The following is an 18,304-nucleotide window of genomic DNA, read 5'->3' as shown; positions in this document are numbered from 1 at the left end:
AATCACAAGAGCGTAGAAATCCTCGCTCAATCTTCTTGGGTAAGGACAAGAAAATGACGGAAAGCATTGCCATTTCCGTGGTTTATGGTAGAATAGAGAAATGATAAAACTTATAAAGGAGAAAAGACACATGCACATTTTTGATGAGCTAAAAGAGCGTGGTTTGGTATTTCAAACGACGGATGAAGAAGCCTTGCGCAAAGCACTGGAAGAAGGTCAGGTTTCTTATTATACTGGTTATGATCCAACTGCTGACAGCCTTCACCTTGGTCACTTGGTTGCCATCTTAACGAGCCGTCGCCTTCAACTAGCAGGCCACAAACCTTACGCGCTCGTTGGCGGTGCGACTGGTCTCATTGGAGATCCGTCCTTCAAAGATGCTGAGCGTAGTCTCCAAACAAAAGAAACTGTTCAAGAATGGGTTCGCTCCATTCAAGGGCAATTGTCTCGTTTCCTCGATTTTGAAAATGGTGACAACAAAGCCGAAATGGTCAACAACTACGATTGGTTCGGAAGCATTAGCTTTATTGACTTCCTTCGTGATGTCGGAAAATACTTTACGGTCAATGCTATGATGAGTAAAGAATCTGTTAAAAAACGGATTGAGACAGGAATTTCTTACACGGAGTTTGCCTACCAAATCATGCAAGGCTATGACTTCTACGTCCTCAACCAAGAACACAATGTCACCCTTCAAATCGGTGGATCTGACCAATGGGGAAACATGACAGCTGGTACTGAGTTGATGCGTCGTAAGGCAGATAAAACTGGTCATGTTATGACTGTGCCTTTGATCACAGATGCAACTGGTAAGAAATTCGGTAAATCAGAAGGCAATGCCGTCTGGCTCAATGCAGACAAAACATCTCCATACGAAATGTACCAATTCTGGATGAATGTGATGGACGCCGACGCTGTGCGCTTCTTGAAGATCTTCACTTTCTTGTCACTGGACCAGATCGAAGAGATCCGTAAGCAGTTTGAGGCTGCTCCTCATGAACGTTTGGCTCAAAAGATCTTGGCGCGTGAAGTGGTTACCCTCGTTCACGGTGAAGAAGCTTACAAGGAAGCCCTCAACATCACGGAACAACTCTTTGCGGGAAACATCAAGAACTTGTCTGTCAAAGAACTCAAACAAGGCCTTCGTGGTGTGCCAAACTACCAGGTCCAAGCAGAAGACAACCTCAACATTGTTGAACTCTTGGTTACAGCTGGTGTAGTGAATTCTAAACGCCAAGCCCGCGAAGATGTTCAAAATGGAGCGATCTACGTCAATGGCGAACGCATCCAAGATCTTGACTATGTCTTGAGCGATAGCGATAAATTAGAAAATGAATTGACCGTTATCCGTCGCGGTAAGAAAAAATACTTTGTTTTGACTTATTAAGAAAGTAAAACCACGAAGTTTCGTATGAACTTCGTGGTTTTCTTATACACTTTTTTCTGAGACTATTTCCCTTTTCTGCGATGCAACAAAGCTTGGTTGATTCGTTGAGTTTTTTTATGGAGTTGCCAAATCTGGTACAGCCAGATCAGGCCGTAAATGGCTAGAAAGATCAACCAAGGAATCGGGCTCCGTAAGGCTGTCCCCCAGCCAAAAAACAAGTAGGTTAATGCTAAGATGGCAGCTGTCACAACTAAATGCAAAGCCACACGCAAACTATAGGTCAAAAACTCTTCTTCCTCAAGAATGAATGTCAAGACCCCCATTGTCCCACTCATCAAAAAGATCGCTAGGATGTTGCGGACATTTACAGCGGGATAGACGATGTTGGTATAGACATGGGATAATAACACCAAACACAAATAAAAGAAGGATCCTGTCCTCATACCAGATACAAAATAAGCTATAACTCGTTTCATCACTGTCTCCTATACCCCTAAATAATCCATCAAGGATTTGACATATTTCCGACTGACACTTGATTTTACTCCACGTGTCAGTTTAGCCATCATATTGCCTGAAAAACTATCCGATAGCGATTCTAAATGGTCGATATTCATCACCGCGTGGCGTGATATCTGTAAAAAATTACGACGATTAATCCGATGTTGAAAATTTATCAAAGTATCTCTGATGGTGAACGTTTTGTCTGTCGTATAAATGGTTAGCTGATTCTTATCAATCTCGGCTAGAATAATGTCATCAATTTTCACCATGATCAAATGATCATCTGTTTTGATAGGGATCACTACTTGATTCACTGTCGAAAATTGTTCGAGATACTCCATCACCTCTCGTGCTTGATCAGATAATTGCTTGGCTTGAATGACCACACAGGGGTCGTTTTCTGGGATATCTTGTTTTTCCTCAAAACGAATCTTCATTCCTACTCCAATTCTCACTTACTTTCTTTTACTCGATCTTTTTGCCAAGGAAATCCAAATCCCCAAAGCTAGAAGAATACCTCCTAACACTATAAGGTATGTTTGTTCCTTTGTCAATAAAGTTTGCCATTTGAGCTGAACACCCATTTTTTCTTGAAACTCTTGAAGAAGATTATCTTGACCTTTAAAGGTCTCACTTAATGCTTCTTTCATGAGGACTTGTCGATAAAGTGCAGCAATATAAGTTGCTGGGGTACATTTCATTAGTAGTTGAGCAAAATTAGGTAGAACGCCCAAAGGTACATAAGTCCCTACCAAAAAACCAGAAGCTGTACCCACTATGGTCGAAAACTTCCCAAGACTGTCTACTGATTGGAAAAAATAAACAAAAATGGCATTCACTAAGCTAGAAAGTAGGCTACTAAGTAGCATAATGAGGAGCACTTCAGGTAATAGAGATAAGGTTGGAACTTCTCTAAAATAGCCACACATCAGCACATACATAAGGATCTGCATGGAAAAAGAAATGATGATTGCACTCGTTAGATACGAAAATGCTAACCGCCACTTTCCTTGATCCGATAAATAAAGATCCTGATCTACTTGATGTTCACGGTCCTTTACTAACTGAGTCAGGGCAGCCAGACTTGTCGTAATCCCTGTCACAGCCAGCGTCCCACTCATTAACCAATTATTTAACACAGGAGCACTATTGGGAAGCTGAGCCCAGGCATCTGTTAGATTTTTTTGAAGAAAAATAATATAGAGAATAAAGGAAATCAAGGCTCCCAACAAGGAGAAGAAAACACCTGAACGATTCCTAAAATACAATAAAAAATTTCGCTTTAGTAAGGCTAGCATTAGCGAACCTCCCTTCCTGTTAGTGCAATAAAGGCATCATCCATGGTCCCTGGACGAAATTCAAAATGGGCTAATTTATCTCTAACTTGTACCAGGTAATCAATGGCTTCCCTTTCACTCTCGGGTTGAAGAACATACTCCAATTGACCTTGTTGCTCTACTGACATTCCCGAAACTTTGAGACTTTCTATCTGCTGTCTCTCCTTGAAGCGAATCTTCAAGATATTTTTTGCATACTGGCTCTTAATATCTAGTGCCGATCCTTGAGCAATCACTTTCCCATGGTCTACAATATAAATTTGATCAGCTTCATCTGCTTCGTCAAGATAATGCGTGGTCAATACAACGGTCATTCCCTCTTCTCTCTGCAATTGATAGAGCAAATCCCAAATAGACTTCCGGGTTTGAATGTCTAAACCTGTCGTTGGCTCATCTAAGAACAGAAGATCCGGACCGTGCAGTAGAGCACGCGCAATGTCAACCCGACGCTTTTGGCCGCCTGAAAGCGTCCCATATTTCTGCTTTTGGAAAGCTGATAGGCCTAGTCGATCAATAAGATCAGACACACGATTTGGTTTTAGGCCTTTGTACTGTCTGGCACGAATGGTCAGATTTTCCCTAACCGTCAGCATCTCATCTAAAACACTGGTTTGGAAGACCACACCAATTTTAGTACCGGGTTCATAGATTATTTCGCCTTGCGTTGGTTGTTTCAAACCGATCAACATAGAAATCGTCGTTGATTTCCCCGCCCCATTTGGTCCTAGAATCGCATTAAACGTTCCCTTTTCAAACTGTAGGTGAATATGATCAACCACTAGATGATTTCCATACCGTTTACTGATGTTTTTAGCTTGTAATATCATGTTCTCTCTCCTTTTTGACAGTATCAGTCTAGCAAAAAAGCCGTTTAAAAAACGGCCTTTTGGGATAAGCGGTCAAAATGAGAACCTAAGTGGCAAGATGAAAGTGACAAAAAGAAGAAGAAAATTTAATGCAACCATTCTTTTCCCCATTGATTCAAGTCCTTTAAAATCGGCATCAGTGATTTCCCTTTTTCTGTCAGCTCCTATTCTGTATGAAGAGGCAGAGACTCATAATCATATTTCTCAATCAATTGGAGCTCTATTAAAGCAGCAGTTGCTATCTAGAGGCTCTTTTGTTACACTACTAATATGAATACACCGATCAAACCAAAATTACAACGATTTCAAACAGCCACTGCCTTTGCCTGTCCCATCTGTCAATTGGACCTAGAACTTGTGGGTACTAGTTTTAAATGTCCCAAGGCCCATTCTTTTGATTTGGCGAAATATGGCTATATCAACCTAGCTCCCCAGATCAAGCAATCAAAGGACTATGACAAAGAAAATTTCCAGAATCGCCAGCTGATCTTAGAAGCAGGGTTTTATGAGCCGATTCTAACAGCGATTGGACAAAAAATTCCGACCAGTGATGCCAGAATTCTAGATATCGGTTGCGGAGAAGGTTATTACTCCCGAAAACTACAAGAAGCCTATCCCAAGGCTACTTTCTATGCATTTGATCTTTCCAAGGAATCTGTGCAACTAGCTGCCAAGAGTGACGCTAGCTGGAAGGTCAATTGGTTTGTAGGAGACTTGGCCCATTTACCCATTCAACCCAAGAGTATGGAGGTCATTTTGGACATCTTCTCCCCGGCTAATTACGCTGAATTTGAGCGAGTCTTAAAGGCTGAAGGGGTGATTATTAAGGTCGTCCCAACCTCTTCTCATCTAAAAGAAATTCGTCAGTTGGCCCAAGATCAATTGACCAAGCAATCTTACTCCAACCAGGAAATTTTGGAGCACTTTGAAGACCACTGCCAGATCCTCTCATCCGAAACAGTCAGCCTTACCAAGAGTTTAACTCCCGAAGAACGCCAGGCGCTCCTCGCCATGACCCCCCTTCTATTTCACGTTGATCCCAAAAAAATCGACTGGACCCAACTCACAGAAATCACCATTGAGGCCCAAATATTGGTTGGGAAAATCAAGATACAAAGGACTTAAAATACAAAGTAAAAAGGCTGAGACGATTTGTCTCAGCCTTTTACTCATCTTCTGTATGCTCTGTCATGACTTGTAAGCGATAGGTTTTAGGCGATTTGCCACAGAGTTTGCGGAAAACCTTGTAGAAATAGCCAACATTACTGTAACCGACCTTGTAGCAGATATCTTCAATACTGTCATTGGTCGATAAGAGGAGCTGCTGGGCAGCCTTGATCCGCTGTTTATTGAGGAGTTCTGCGAAAGTCGCATTGGTTTCTCGTTTAATCAATTGGCCCAAATAGACTGGATTAATAAAGAGACCCTGACTGATATCCTTGAGTGACAGCTCTTTTTGGTAATCACGGCTAATCACTTGGAGGACACTCGCTACATTTTCATTCATCCGATAGTGGGATAAGAAACGGGACAACTCTTCCTGGATAAAGCCAATCATCTCGCTAAAAGTGGCAGTTTCTTGGACTTTCTTGACTACATCAGCTAAATTATCACCTTGCAGGTATTCAAACAAATGAAAGACATCCATCAAAAATTGGATAAAGAGCTGCTTGGTCAGTGAGACCTTAGGGGTCTTCTCAAGGATCATTTTTTCTAACCAGTCCAGTTCTTCTAAGATCTGTTGGATATTTCCTTGCATGATCACCCGATAGGCCGGCTCGTAGTAATGGAAGACTTCTTCATCTTGATTGAGAGGGGTCGCCCCATAAAAGAGGCTCCGCTCCACTAGATCCTTAAATTGATGAAAGTGCTCCTTATACGGAGGTTCAAAGGCCTTCTCAATCATGGCTTCTTCTTCCTGATCCGAGATAAAGAGTTGAAGATTTTGCCCAAGAACTTGATAAGACGAGCTGATAAAGCCTTTTTTCTCCTTAGCGACTCCAATCCACAATGAGTTCCGACCTGCGATATAGCGACAAAACTCTTCCTCAGAGATATCATCGTGAATCAAACGGTCGGCCAACTCTTGGCTTGGTTGCTGGATTTTATGCTGAATTTTTTCTAGGATATTGCCCATCTCCACCTTATTGACAGGTTTGAGCAGGTAGTCTGCCACGCGCAAATTGAGGGCTGTCTTGACGTATTCAAAATCCTGATAACCTGACATAATGATAAAAGCAGCATCTGGGATCAAATCCTTCATCTCAGCAATCATCTGAAGTCCAGTTTTCCCAGGCATATTGACATCCGTGATCACCACATCTACCGGATACTCTCGCACATAATCAAGGGCCTGGTCTGCATCTTCTGCAGTTGCGACCACTTCCATATTCCAGTGGTCAAAGGGGATTAATTTTTTTAACCCTTCTGTAATCATATACTCATCGTCTACTAATAAGACTTTGTACATTCTTTCTCCTTTATTCATCTTGAATGGTAATAGTATAGGTCACTCCATGGTGAGGTTGGGAGAAGACTTGGATATGGTAGCGATCTCCAAAATAGAGCAGCAGGCGTTCATGAACATTGACAATTCCGATGGACTGCCGACCACTCTTTTCTTCGATTTCTGAGCGTGGATTGCGATTGGCTAGCATCTCTTGAATGCTTTCTAGCTGTTCTTCTTTCATCCCGCGCCCATTATCAGTGATCAAGATGATGACCTGCCCTTCTCCTTGCAAGACCTTGACACTGATCACATTGTCCTTGCGTTTATGGTCCACTCCATGCGCAAAATAGTTCTCGACCAAAGGCTGGATGGTGAATTTTGGAATCTTCATTTTTTCCAAACCTGGATCGATCTTAAAGCCATAGGCAATCGATTTGGGATAACGTACCATGCAGAGGTAGCTGTATTTGCGACAAAATTCGAGCTCATTTTCAACCGTCGTCACTCGCTCATCTGAGATATTATTGCGCAAAAGACTACTAAACTCATAGATAATATCACCCAATTCATCCTGCTCTTGCATGACGGCATACATCCGGATAAATTCCAGTGTATTGTACATGAAATGGGGATTGATCTGGGCTTGTAGGGCCCGCATATTGGCATCTTTTTGGCTGAGCTGCAGCTGGTAGATATCTCGAATGTTCTTATCCATATTGTCTAACATGGTATTGATCATATTACCAATAACCAGCAGTTCTTGGTCCTTGGTCGAGGTATCAATCCGTCGTTCACTATCGCCTTGGCTGATCAGATTCATGGTATCGACCAAATCGAGGACTTGGCGCCGGTAATTTTTGAAAATCTGACCTAATAACAAGTACAGGATCAAGAAAATCAAGAAAGCAATGGAGAGAAAAGTGGTCAGGTTAGCTAGACCCTTTTTGACCAGATAACTTTCAGAAACAGCCACATCCACCTTGTAGCCATAGATCGTGCTACGGGTTTGCCATTTAACATCTTTTGATTGACCCTTATCCCCTTCATGGTACATTTCTTTCCCAAAGGGCGTGAAGATCCGCACAGCAACCGGTAGATCTCCTCTCGCATTGTCAATCGTTGCCGTCAAAATTTCCTGGTCCAAAGTCATATAAGCAATCCCAACTCCGGCTCCCGTTGTCGGATCTGTCAAAGGAACCGGAATGGCTGTCGCAGGAGCCTTGTAATGGTCCGCTGAAACTTGCTTACCCCCCTTCGATTGCCGGGTAGAGACAAATACTGTCTTGTAATCCGACAAGGTGACATCGATGCCCTCGATGTTTTTATTGCTCAAATAGAGACTGTCAATATTCTTATGTAGGGACAATTGGATATACGAAGGGAACTGGGCATTCAATCGCCAAGTCTCATACTCCGATGGTGACAAGGTAAAATAGCGATAAACCCCTTCTAATTTTGCAGGGTTTTCAACGAGACTACGCCCTTCTTGTGTGACCCGCTGATAAGAGGTCTCGAGATCCGTCACGACTTCAGTCAAGACCCGTTGGGCGATCCGATCGGCTTCAGTTTGCTGGTTTTTCCAAGAGATCCCCGCTACGACGAGACCCATAATGGTCAAAATGACCACCATGACATAGGCGTAGAATTTTAAAAGCGTACTTAACCAGATTTTTTTCATCGTTAGGATACCAATTTTTCGTGGATATTTTGATAAACAGGGTCAAAGATATCATTGACAAAGAAATGCCAGACACCGATCAAGACGAAAAAGAGAAGGGCTGGCATATAGTAGCTAATGACGCCAAGTAGCGCTGTTCCAAGGATGAGCTTGAGAACCGGACGAATGTCCAGCAACATTCCGATCAAACTGAGCTTGATACTGTTGGCATAAGAGAGAGCAAAATGCACTTGCAATTTCAAATAAACGGCGTAAGCTAGAGGCGCAACCAAGAGGAAAACTAGGTTAAACAGGAGAACCAAAATTTGGAAGAAATTTAAGTGAGGAATCTGGATCATGAGGTACATGCCATAGAGGAGGACTCCTTCAATGGCAAAGAAGGTGTAAAAGACTTGATTGGCCGGAACCAGATTTTCTTTGAAGAGTTCCCAAGCGCGTGACCAATGATAGTCTTTGTAGTTCATGCCATTTTCCGCATAGAGGCTCATGATAGTGGCACTGGCTGATCCTACTCCTAGCAGAACACCCCCACAGATCGTCAAAACCCAAAAAATCCCTGTTACCAGCATAGCAACATAGACTCTCGTAAAAATGAACTCGATGATTTTCCCCATCTTTCAACCTCTTTTCCAATTAGTCATTCTATTATATCATAAAAATAAAACGCTTTCCTCATATTTGCATTAGTGAATTGAAATATTGATTTTCATTTCCAGGATTCATTTTCATAAAAACTTAAAAAGGCCTTGGAGACAGCCCCAAAGCCTTTTCACACGACCTGTTTCTTATTTTTTAGAAGCAAGGAATTCGTCGTATTGTTTTTGCATTTCGTCAAGCACTTTTTGGTAAGCACCTTCTGATTTCAATTTTTCAAGCATCTTAGGAACTTCTACTTCAGGATCCACAGTACCAGTATTGATCGCACCTGCGAATTGGTTCAAAGTATTTGTAAGAGCAGTGATTTCTGATTTCACTTTATCTGTGTTAAAGATGAAGCCAAGTGCTGGAGATTCTTTTGCAGTTTCCAAGTCTTTCTTAGATTGTGCAATTTGTTCATCAGTTACATTTTCGTTGATGTAAAGAATCCAGTTGTTACCAGTGTTCCATCCAGACATGTGAGTGTTTCCGTTGTAGCCATCCAAGACTTTGACACGGTTTTCTTTGCCGTCAACTTTTTCCCAGTTCTTGCCTTCTGGTCCATAAACAAGGCCGTTCAAGAGTTCTGGATCAGTGTTCAAGAGGTTCAACACTTCCATTGCTTTTTCTTTGTTCTTAGAGTTGTTTGAGATAACAAAGTTAGCTACTTGAGTAGTATTGTTCTTCTTGTACAGTTCAGTAAATGGTTTGATTTCGATCTTACGGTTTGCTACACGAGAAAGCAAGCTGTTACCGTAGTCAGCTGGCCCTACTGTTTCTTCACGAACCAACCAAGTATCTTGAGAAAGGTCATATCCAGTATCGCTCGTTGCTACGTCTTTTGGAATGTATCCTGCTTCGTAGTATTTGTGAAGAGTCTTCAAGTTTTCTACATAACGAGGAATTGTGTAACGGTCAACGATCTTAGTAGTGTCACCTTTCAAGTCAACAACGAATGGAAGTCCATCAACAGCCACATAGTCAAAGTCATCTGAAGGTCCACCGTAGCTCTTGTTCATTGCAAATGGAACAACGTTTGGATCTTTTTCTTTGATGGCTTTCAAGACTGGTTCAAGAGAAGCATAGTCTTTCACGTTTGAAACGTCGATACCATATTTTTCAAGAAGTGGTCCGTTGAAGGCAAAGTTTTGAGAAGATGCCACGTTAGCTGCTACTGGAACAGCATAGATCTTGCCATTTACAGTGTTCCCTTTGATGTAAGCTGGGTCAAGTGCTTTGTAAAGGTCTTTTCCTTCTTTCTTGTACAATTCTGTCAAGTCAGCATAAGCACCTTTTTGAGCGTTGATAACGTAGTTATTAGCAAAGGCAATATCATAGTTTTCACCAGATGAGATGATAACGTTCATTTTTTGTGCGTAGTCACCCCAACCAAGATATTGGATATCCAATTTTGCGCCAACTTTCTTTTCAATGATCTTGTTGGCATTTTTAAGAAGAACATCCAAGTTATCTGGTTTATCACCGATTTGGTACATCTTGATGATTGGTTTACCGTCTTCAGTTGTTGCAGATTTCTTGTTGTTACCTGTAAGGCTTCCACAAGCAGCAAGAGTAGCTCCAAGAGCGATGACACTAGCAGATGCTAACGCGTATTTTTTCCAATTTTTCATAAGAAAAATCTCCTTTATGTTATTTTCTTTTTAGACTAAGTTATGAGTTGAAAATCCTGCTGATTTTCAATGAACGATGTTATTCTTTCACACCACCGATGGTCAAGCCTTTTACAAAGTAGCGTTGGAAGAATGGATAGAGAATGGCGATTGGCACTGTTGCCACAACCACCATGGCCATACGTCCTGTTTCCCGTGGGATGGATTGTACAGCTCCTGCCAATTGGCCGGATACCCCGACGTTTTTAGCGATGTAATCCATATTGTTTTGGATTTGCATCAAGAGGTATTGCAATGGGTAAAGGTTGTCACTCTTAATATAGAGGAGGGCATTGAACCAGTCGTTCCAGAACCCTAAAGCAGTGAACAAACTGATAGTCGCAATCCCTGGTAGAGACAATGGCAAGCAGATTTGGAAGAAGATCCGTGTTTCACTTGCCCCATCGATCCGAGCGGATTCAAGGATAGCTTCTGGAATGGTCCGTTTAAAGAAGGTCCGCATCAATATGATGTTAAATGGACTGAGCAACATTGGGATAATCAAAGCTCCGATGGTATCACCTAACTGCAAGAGTTGAGTGGTCACAATGTAGCTTGGAACCAACCCTGCACTAAAGAGCATACTAAGGAGTGAAAATACGGTAAAGAACTTGCGGTATTTAAAGGTACTCCGTGAGATTGCGTAAGCATAAGTTGTGGTGATAAAGACATTACATGCTGTTCCCACAATGGTCACAAACAAGGTAATGAAGAGGGCTTGCAAGATTTTGTCTTTGAACTGTACCAAGAAGAGGTAACCATCAAATCCAAATTTTGCTGGCCAGAATTGGAAACCATGGACTGCCAAACTTTGTTCGTCTGTCAAAGAGATCATGACAACGAAGATGAAGGGAAGCACACAGGTCAAGCCGACCAAGGTCAACAACAAGGTAAAGAAGAAGTTGCTCTTCTTACTGAAAGAATGGATCCCGACATTATCAATTTTTTCTTTTTGAATGGTTGATTTTTTCATACGATCCTCCTTTCTAGAAGAGAGCGGCATTCTTATCAATGCGACGGGCAATGATATTTGAGATTAAAACAAGAACCAAACCGACTACCGATTGGTAAAGACCGGCTGCTGCTGTCATCCCGATATCCCCTGACTTGGTCAAACCGTTGTAGACATAAACATCAATAACGTTGGTCACACTATAGAGCGCTCCAGCATTATGCGGGATTTGGTAGAAAAGACCGAAATCTGCGCGGAAGATATTTCCGACTGCAAGAATAGTCAAAACCGTAATCAAGGAAGACAACTGAGGAATGGTGATGTTGCGAATGCGTTGCCACTTAGACGCACCATCCACAGTCGCTGCTTCATAGTAAGTTGGGTCAATTCCCATGATGGTTGCATAGTACATGACACTACTATAACCAAAGCCTTTCCAGATTCCTAAGAAGAGGAGAAGCGCTGGCCAGATCCACAATTCCGAGTAGAAATTGATGGCTTTCATACCAAATGAAGTTAAGATGTGGTTGACCAATCCTTTGTCCACGTTAAGAAAGGCATCGGTGAAGAAGCTGATGATAACCCATGATAGGAAGTATGGGAAGAGCATGGAGGTTTGAAGCACCTTGACCACTCTTTTTGATCTCAACTCACTAAAGATGATGGCGATCCCAACGGAAACAATCAATCCTAAGAAGATGAATCCTAAGTTGTACAATACCGTGTTTCTTGTAATAATGTAGGCATCTTTGGAACTAAAGAGGAACTTGAAATTGTCAAAGCCAACCCACTTACTCTTCATGACACTGTCAATGAAGCCCTCTCCCGTAATATGATAGTCCTTAAATGCTACGATATTCCCAAAAACCGGAATATAGAAGAATAAGATTAACCACGCTGCACCAGGTAAGACCATTAAAAGAAAAATGAAATTTTCTCTCAGAGTCCTTACAAACTTTTTCATTTAACTCCCCCCTTTGAGCCTTGAGCGTGTTTATTTGCTTTGGTAGCGTTTACATCACCTATTATAAGATAGCCCATTTACATTTTCAAACTCCTAATTATAGAAAAAATTCTACAAATTTATGACATAGTTTTAAAAAAGAGTAGAAAAGGGTGGTCGTAAAGACAGCTCCTCTTCTACTCCTAGCCACTGTGGATGAGACTTCTGTCATCCAACTTGGCATTTTTTACGTTGTATAAATGGTTGAAGCCGTCGCAATAGTATGCCACTGGTTAGCCGTTGTGGCTGCGAAGTCCTGATCCCCGTAGAAATCATTAAATGGCAAGATTTCGACTTCTAGTTCGTCGATGCGGTCAATCTGATCAGACAGATAAGCCTCAATGCGGCTTTCTGCGCGCTTGATCCGTTGCAAGAGCCCACCCATACGAATGTCTACTGTATCCAAGCCAAAGACCTTGTTTTCTTTCAACCATTGGTGGCTAAAGAGCTTGTGGAAGGTTTCAATCTGGCTTCTTAATTTTGGTAATTCTTCCCTAGCAATTTGTTGCAAGCTCTCTTTATCACCTTTTTGATAGGCTTGACGAATGCGTCGGCCTACATCCACTTTACTACTTAAAATAGCATTCAACTGTGCCTGAGTTTCAAAGAGATAAGCGTAGATGCCTGCTTTTTCTTTGATAGTAGCAAGAGTCTCAGCTGCTTGGGTAAAGTGTGGTTTGTCCTGCTCAGGAGTCATGTGCTTGTCAAGGATTGGGCAGAGAACATCCTGATAAAAGACATAGCGATTAGGGTTGATACCACTGAGATTATCTGGTAGGTCTGGCAAGAGGTTGGCAAGATCAAGTTGCATAAAGTCCTCAACCGATAAGCCTGTATTGGTCTTGAAATGAGCTGACAAACGGTCTAAATCATTGCGGTAGCTGAGTTCTGCCCAGATTTGCAAGCTTGGCAGAATAGAGAACTGAGCTGTTTCACCACCATTATCTCCCCAACCAGTCACAATGACTTCTTTGATCTGATTGGCACGGCAGGCTTTGTTAGCTTCGACAGCGATGAGACGACTGAAATGGTTGTGTGGTGTGAAACCAATCCACTTCCAAGCCCCACCTGCAAAGGCAATATCCTGGCTAATCTTGTGGTGGTTACTGAAGTTACGATTGTATTTTTCTTCGCTATCCTGATAATAATCCCAGTAAACCAAGGTCACACGGTCTTTGAGACGGTCAAGATAAACACGAGTTTCTTCTGGAATTTCGACATCACGGTCGTACTGGCCATCTGCTGACATGAGTTTGAAGAACATATCGCTCCACATCTGGCAGTGGAAACCATACTTGTCTGCGATATCCAGCACGCGCTCCAAGTGTTGGCACATGAGAAGACTCCGATCCACCACACCGTTCAAGATAAGATAACGACCCAAACCAACCAGGTGAGCTTCATCCATTCCGATATTGACCTTGCGAGTTTGTAGTTTAGATAACGTCGCAAACATACCGTCAATCAGGTCGTAGACTTTTTCTTCACCGATGAGGAGGATATCTTCTACATCGCGGAGCTCTTGCACTTCTTTGACGCCCCATTTGACAAAGGCTGATAAGTGAGCCAAAGTTTGGATACATGGCACAAAGGTCATGTCAAACTGCTGGGCGTAGCTTTCGATTTCCTGTAACTCTTCAGCTGAGTATGCTCCACGGAAATAACCAAAGTAAGGTTGTCCTTCAATTTGATAAGTGTCTTCCATGTAGAGCTCAAAGGTTGAATAACCCATCAGAGCCAAGACTTCAATCATCTGCTTGGCAGATGCGACATTGAGCACGGCATTGCGCGAACAGTCCGCCATATAGGCTAAATCTTCATAGGCCGCCTGCTCTTCAATCTCTACCTTGTCCCCTTCTGCTAAAGCTGTTGCGAGCACAGATAAGGCACGGTAGAGTTGATGAGGTTTACGGTAGGTCAATTGATACTGCCCATTCTCCCCCTTGATAGAGATGGAAGCATGGTCAGACTGAGCGACTGCCACTTCTACATCTGGTAGAGAAATGTGATTTTGGAGCAACTCTAAAGCTTGCGCTTGTTTACTGTTGATTCCGGTAAAACTTACCATTGGTTTTCCTCCTGTAACCAGTTGACAAGGGCACCGTAGAGATTGGCATCTGCCTGATAGGTGCAAGCTTGAATGACTGGAGCGATGGTATATTCTTCATATCTTTCCACAAAGGCATCTACGGCTTTTTGCACGCCTTTGATAAAATCAGGGTTCTGACTGATAGAGCCGCCTAGACTAATCACATCTGGATCAATCAGGTACTGGATATTGAGCAGTCCTTGAGCAAGATTACGATTCATGCGCTCAATAGCTTCTTGGCAAAGGGCATTACCTGCTGCCGCCTCTTGGTACACCTTGCGGCCATCCCAATCGGTTTGACCAGATTTTTCAATCACATAGCGAACCATGTTTCCTGTAGAAGCGAGTTGTGACCAGTTATTGAGTCTTTCTGCGGGCTCGATTGTGGTCATGTAGCCAAACTCACCGCCCAAACCATGACGACCACGGTGTAGCTTCCCATTGATAATCATGGCTCCACCGATTCCTGTACCAATCACGACACAGGCTGCATTTTCAATCTCAGGATGAGCTAGCAGTTCACTGAGTCCAACACAGTTGGCATCATTTTCTAGGTGGATAGGAAGCTTATGATGAGCAAGCGCCTCATACCATGAAAAACCATGGATGTAAGGAATGGCACTGATCCCTTCAATTACCCCTGTTTCTTGATGAACGGCTCCTGGCACACTCATGGCAATCCCACGGTAGTCACGTTCTGACAATCGCTGATCCAACCAAGCTAGCAACTCTTCCAGAGTCTCTGGCGTTGCGGTGCTGGCCTTATCTAAAATCTTTCCATCAGGAGTTAGACTAGCAAACTTAATGCCAGTCCCTCCGATATCAATCGTTGCAATGGTCATTGCTTTTACCTGTAAAAAGGAGCGAGTCAGCAGTCGGTTCTTACTTTTTCGCTCCTCCTTTCCTTTTATTGTTTCTTCAGCTGCAACCAGCTATACTTCTTCTTTTTTAATCCATTCTGTCCGGATTTCTTGCGGTGCCAATAAACCTGTATGGACCGGATACGGTTGTTCCAGAAGATCGACAACCGTTTGTTGTCCTTCTGACACGCGCACATTTTCTTGGCTCATGTTGTAATAGCGAAGGATGTAACCTTCTTCATTTTCTGCTACCTTAAAGGCTGTTGGACAAACCTGAGGATGCGTCAAGGCTGTATGCTTGAGTAAGCTACCAGACGCTGCTACACTTCCTTCTTGTTTTTCAACTTGAAGGCTGGTCATCGGTGTCTGCAAAGCTTTGGCCCGGCGATAAGCAGAGAAGCGCCCCTGAGCTTGATGGCATTCTACTGCATATTCAACCTCAAAGTCCCGCAAACATTGTGCTTCTGGTGTTGGGAAATAGCCCCAGTCACCAAGTTCCCCTGAAGCACGGAGAAGTGTTACAGCTATCGTATCGTCTCCAAGGATTTCGTATTCATGCAATCCTTTATTGGCCACTGTTACCCCTTTGACGTCATCATACAAGCTGACGAAGGCTTGTTGGTGTTGGGGATTTTCAGGATTTTCCCAAGAAGCAGCCGGTTTATTTGGCCGTGTCACAACTTCATAGATACTTTCAGAATCGTTACTTGGACGTGTATTGTGAGTCTTGACCAAGAGACGGATGCGGTGATCCTTAGCTGTATTGGTAAAGCGCGTCTTGAAGCGAATTTGCGGATCATCTACAAAGATGGTCATCTCTGTTTCAAGAGAGAGGGTTGTCAGCTCTTCTGAGCGACTTGCCTTGCGGTTCATAAACTCGATAATGCCTCTTTGCTCCGCATCCAATTGTTCATCCGCACTGACCGGGATCGTCAAGTCATGCTTGAACAAGATTTTGGCATAGCGGGCATTGTTTTCCAAGACCTCATAAGCTGTTAACTCCGCATAGATCGGCTCTGTTCCTTTTGGTTGGAAGTAGATATATTCATTTCCGATATCACCACGATCTTCAAAGCGAAGGAAATCCTCATAAGCCTCATTGGTCGTTTTATCATAGAGGGTCAAGCCATCATCGATACTAAGGGTTACAAATGGCGTATCGATCACTCCATTTTGGAACAGACCATCATGATGAGGTGCTTTGCCTTCCAAGAGCTGGAAGGTCGTCCAAGAAAGAGGCGCTAGGTGAACCGGAACCGTCACGCGCACTTGACGCGCGATATAAGGTTGACGGAATTTATCCTTAGGCAGGGTATAGCCAAAGCTTGCTCCCAAGTCCTCAATCTCTGCTTCTACAAGATGTCCATCTAAATCTTCTACGTGGTAGTCTGGCAAGCTCAAAGCGGCCATTTTCTTGAAGCCCTCTGTCGGATGCAATTCCTTAAATGGACAAACCGCTACATCGACAATCGTGCTGACGGTGTCCACCTTATTGTGCAAGCCAGTATTGATGACCGTAAAGAGGTTCTCACTCTGGGCTTTTTGAGTTGCTAGTTTACCCTTCCATTCGTTGAGAAGGTTGGTCTTGACAAAGTTTCCGACTTGGTTGACCTTGGCAAAACGAACTTCCATTTCACGGTGAACATCATCTACGCTACATCCACAAATACTATCGTGTGGCGCATTTTGTAAGAGTGTCTTCCAAGCATAGGTCAATTGATCCTTATGGTTGTGCCCACCAGTAATGATGGTCAAAGGTTCCACCACTTGCTCGAGCAAGTTGCTGTTTTCTTGGAAGGCTTGTTTGAGGTAAATACGTGAAGAAGAGGTATTAGCAAGAGTGTACCAACCATCGGTTTCCTGACTGGTCAATTCTCCCGTAACCGTTGATAATTGTTCGGGAAGTGCACTTTCCACTGCTTGCACATATTCATCAAAGGAGCTATGAATAAAGGTCACGTCAGGGAACAGTTCGTTGGCCACGCGAATAGCTTCACTCAAGTTTCGTTGAACCGGTTGGTGGTCGCAGCCGTTCATCATTAACCATTGGTTGGTTGAGGCATAGTCGCGAACATCTGCCAATTTTTGTTTCCAGAAAGCCAAAGCTTCGTCTTTATCCACTGGAATTTCGTTCCCATTACTGTACCAGTTGGCAAAGAGAATACCCAGCACACGGCTACCATCCGCCCCTTGCCAGTACATTTCAGAAAATTGAGAGGTGAATTGCTCATCTTCGAGGACCTGGTTGTCAAATCCGATTGGTTTGACCCCACGCCCAAAGGCTGCTACGTGAATCCCTGATTTTTGAAGAATTTGAGGTGCTTGCCCCATATTTCCAAAGGTATCTGGGAAGTAACCAATCTGAGTGGATTTGCCCCATTTAGCGCATTCAGCTTGGCCAATCAAGGTATTGCGGACATTGGCTTCGCTGGAGATCAAGTAATCATCCTGCAAGATGTAGAAGGGACCAATCTTGAGCTTGCCCTCGTCGATATAGCGCTGCACCTTGTCGCGATTTTCAGGGCGAATTTCTAAATAGTCATCGAGGACGATGGTTTGTCCATCTAAGTGGAAACTTTTGAATTCAGGGTCATTTTCAAAAAGATCAAAGAGATTGTCAAAGAGTTCCACCAATTGCATGCGGTGACTTTCAAAAGGTAGATACCACTCACGATCCCAGTGGCTGTGAGAGATAATATGTACAACAACATTTTCCATGAGTAAAACCTCATTCTAACTTAAATTTTTAATGTTTTAAATATAAACTTGTGATTCTAACAAGAATCAGTGAAGCTAAAGCGTGCTCCTTATACTCAATGAAAATCAAAGAGCAAACTAGGAAGCTAGCCGCAGGTTGCTCAAAGCACTGCTTT

15 protein-coding genes and 1 pseudogene are annotated in these 18,304 nt (G+C 43.0%); 2 read left to right on the top strand and 14 right to left on the bottom strand.

Annotated elements, in window-relative coordinates; genetic code table 11:
• Positions 1-130: 130 nt before the first annotated feature.
• Positions 131-1,387: a tyrosine--tRNA ligase gene (gene tyrS, locus ADI76_RS00265; protein ID WP_049513836.1), complete on the top strand. Its 1,257-nt coding sequence runs from the start codon at positions 131-133 to the stop codon at positions 1,385-1,387.
• A 62-nt stretch (positions 1,388-1,449) separates the two neighbouring features.
• Here tyrS and ADI76_RS00260 read toward each other — a convergent pair whose 3' ends face one another.
• The 5 genes and pseudogenes from ADI76_RS00260 to ADI76_RS11810 all read right to left on the bottom strand — a co-directional run.
• The gene (locus ADI76_RS00260) at positions 1,450-1,863 is read right to left on the bottom strand and encodes a DUF3021 domain-containing protein (protein WP_049513833.1); all 414 of its coding nucleotides are present in this window, start codon (positions 1,861-1,863) and stop codon (positions 1,450-1,452) included.
• Positions 1,864-1,872: 9 nt separating this feature from the next.
• The gene (locus ADI76_RS00255) at positions 1,873-2,328 is read right to left on the bottom strand and encodes a LytTR family DNA-binding domain-containing protein (RefSeq protein WP_049513831.1); all 456 of its coding nucleotides are present in this window, start codon (positions 2,326-2,328) and stop codon (positions 1,873-1,875) included.
• An 18-nt stretch (positions 2,329-2,346) separates the two neighbouring features.
• On the bottom strand, positions 2,347-3,189 hold the full coding sequence (locus ADI76_RS00250) for an ABC transporter permease (RefSeq protein ID WP_049513829.1): 843 nt from the start codon (positions 3,187-3,189) through the stop codon (positions 2,347-2,349).
• Entirely contained in the window at positions 3,189-4,055 is an 867-nt protein-coding gene (locus ADI76_RS00245) for an ABC transporter ATP-binding protein (RefSeq protein WP_049513826.1), read from the bottom strand. The genes ADI76_RS00250 and ADI76_RS00245 overlap by 1 nt, the downstream gene beginning before the upstream one ends.
• A gap of 125 nt (positions 4,056-4,180) precedes the next feature.
• A pseudogene (locus ADI76_RS11810) lies at positions 4,181-4,321 on the bottom strand (winged helix-turn-helix transcriptional regulator); the annotation flags it as partial.
• 43 nt (positions 4,322-4,364) lie between these two features.
• Between ADI76_RS11810 and ADI76_RS00235 the strand changes: the two are divergent.
• Positions 4,365-5,219, top strand: a complete 855-nt coding sequence (locus tag ADI76_RS00235; RefSeq protein WP_049513821.1) for a putative RNA methyltransferase — start codon at positions 4,365-4,367, stop codon at positions 5,217-5,219.
• Between the two features lie 40 nt (positions 5,220-5,259).
• Here the strand turns inward: ADI76_RS00235 and ADI76_RS00230 are convergent, their stop codons facing one another.
• From ADI76_RS00230 to ADI76_RS00190, 9 genes are all read right to left on the bottom strand, one after another.
• Entirely contained in the window at positions 5,260-6,564 is a 1,305-nt protein-coding gene (locus ADI76_RS00230; protein WP_024055441.1) for a response regulator transcription factor, read from the bottom strand.
• Between the two features lie 10 nt (positions 6,565-6,574).
• The gene (locus tag ADI76_RS00225) at positions 6,575-8,221 is read right to left on the bottom strand and encodes a sensor histidine kinase (protein ID WP_049513819.1); all 1,647 of its coding nucleotides are present in this window, start codon (positions 8,219-8,221) and stop codon (positions 6,575-6,577) included.
• A gap of 2 nt (positions 8,222-8,223) precedes the next feature.
• Positions 8,224-8,835, bottom strand: a complete 612-nt coding sequence (locus ADI76_RS00220) for a DUF624 domain-containing protein (RefSeq protein WP_049513818.1) — start codon at positions 8,833-8,835, stop codon at positions 8,224-8,226.
• Positions 8,836-9,006: 171 nt separating this feature from the next.
• Positions 9,007-10,488, bottom strand: a complete 1,482-nt coding sequence (locus tag ADI76_RS00215) for an ABC transporter substrate-binding protein (RefSeq protein WP_049513815.1) — start codon at positions 10,486-10,488, stop codon at positions 9,007-9,009.
• A gap of 79 nt (positions 10,489-10,567) precedes the next feature.
• Complete coding sequence (locus tag ADI76_RS00210) at positions 10,568-11,500, bottom strand: carbohydrate ABC transporter permease (RefSeq protein WP_003004100.1); 933 nt, start codon at positions 11,498-11,500, stop codon at positions 10,568-10,570.
• Between the two features lie 13 nt (positions 11,501-11,513).
• A complete protein-coding gene (locus tag ADI76_RS00205) occupies positions 11,514-12,443 on the bottom strand; it encodes an ABC transporter permease (protein ID WP_003009701.1) in 930 nt (309 codons plus the stop codon).
• A gap of 226 nt (positions 12,444-12,669) precedes the next feature.
• Positions 12,670-14,550, bottom strand: coding sequence for a beta-N-acetylhexosaminidase (locus tag ADI76_RS00200; RefSeq protein ID WP_049513813.1), 1,881 nt, complete (start codon positions 14,548-14,550; stop codon positions 12,670-12,672).
• Positions 14,544-15,413: an ROK family protein gene (locus ADI76_RS00195; RefSeq protein WP_003009697.1), complete on the bottom strand. Its 870-nt coding sequence runs from the start codon at positions 15,411-15,413 to the stop codon at positions 14,544-14,546. Before ADI76_RS00195 ends, ADI76_RS00200 begins: the two co-directional genes overlap by 7 nt.
• 90 nt (positions 15,414-15,503) lie before the next feature.
• Positions 15,504-18,149 (bottom strand): alpha-mannosidase, encoded by a 2,646-nt coding sequence (locus ADI76_RS00190; protein ID WP_049513811.1) that lies wholly within the window; start codon positions 18,147-18,149, stop codon positions 15,504-15,506.
• Between the last annotated feature and the right edge of the window lie 155 nt (positions 18,150-18,304).

Origin of the sequence: Streptococcus parasanguinis, assembly GCF_001074805.1 — a bacterium.
Classification (GTDB): Bacteria; Bacillota; Bacilli; order Lactobacillales; family Streptococcaceae; genus Streptococcus; species Streptococcus parasanguinis_A.
The sequence above is the reverse complement of the archived record's forward strand: the minus strand, read 5'-3'. Positions and strand labels throughout refer to the sequence as shown.

Bases quoted from the DNA above. Each gene is read 5' to 3' on its own strand.
- ADI76_RS00250 (WP_049513829.1), bottom strand. From the start codon at position 3,189: ATGCTAGCCTTACTAAAGCGAAATTTTTTATTGTATTTTAGGAATCGT.
- ADI76_RS00195 (WP_003009697.1), bottom strand. From the start codon at position 15,413: ATGACCATTGCAACGATTGATATCGGAGGGACTGGCATTAAGTTTGCT.
- ADI76_RS00210 (WP_003004100.1), bottom strand. From the start codon at position 11,500: ATGAAAAAATCAACCATTCAAAAAGAAAAAATTGATAATGTCGGGATC.
- ADI76_RS00245 (WP_049513826.1), bottom strand. From the start codon at position 4,055: ATGATATTACAAGCTAAAAACATCAGTAAACGGTATGGAAATCATCTA.
- ADI76_RS00260 (WP_049513833.1), bottom strand. From the start codon at position 1,863: ATGAAACGAGTTATAGCTTATTTTGTATCTGGTATGAGGACAGGATCC.
- ADI76_RS00230 (WP_024055441.1), bottom strand. From the start codon at position 6,564: ATGTACAAAGTCTTATTAGTAGACGATGAGTATATGATTACAGAAGGG.
- ADI76_RS00235 (WP_049513821.1), top strand. From the start codon at position 4,365: ATGAATACACCGATCAAACCAAAATTACAACGATTTCAAACAGCCACT.
- ADI76_RS00190 (WP_049513811.1), bottom strand. From the start codon at position 18,149: ATGGAAAATGTTGTTGTACATATTATCTCTCACAGCCACTGGGATCGT.
- ADI76_RS00255 (WP_049513831.1), bottom strand. From the start codon at position 2,328: ATGAAGATTCGTTTTGAGGAAAAACAAGATATCCCAGAAAACGACCCC.
- ADI76_RS00225 (WP_049513819.1), bottom strand. From the start codon at position 8,221: ATGAAAAAAATCTGGTTAAGTACGCTTTTAAAATTCTACGCCTATGTC.
- ADI76_RS00200 (WP_049513813.1), bottom strand. From the start codon at position 14,550: ATGGTAAGTTTTACCGGAATCAACAGTAAACAAGCGCAAGCTTTAGAG.
- ADI76_RS00220 (WP_049513818.1), bottom strand. From the start codon at position 8,835: ATGGGGAAAATCATCGAGTTCATTTTTACGAGAGTCTATGTTGCTATG.
- ADI76_RS00205 (WP_003009701.1), bottom strand. From the start codon at position 12,443: ATGAAAAAGTTTGTAAGGACTCTGAGAGAAAATTTCATTTTTCTTTTA.
- tyrS (WP_049513836.1), top strand. From the start codon at position 131: ATGCACATTTTTGATGAGCTAAAAGAGCGTGGTTTGGTATTTCAAACG.
- ADI76_RS00215 (WP_049513815.1), bottom strand. From the start codon at position 10,488: ATGAAAAATTGGAAAAAATACGCGTTAGCATCTGCTAGTGTCATCGCT.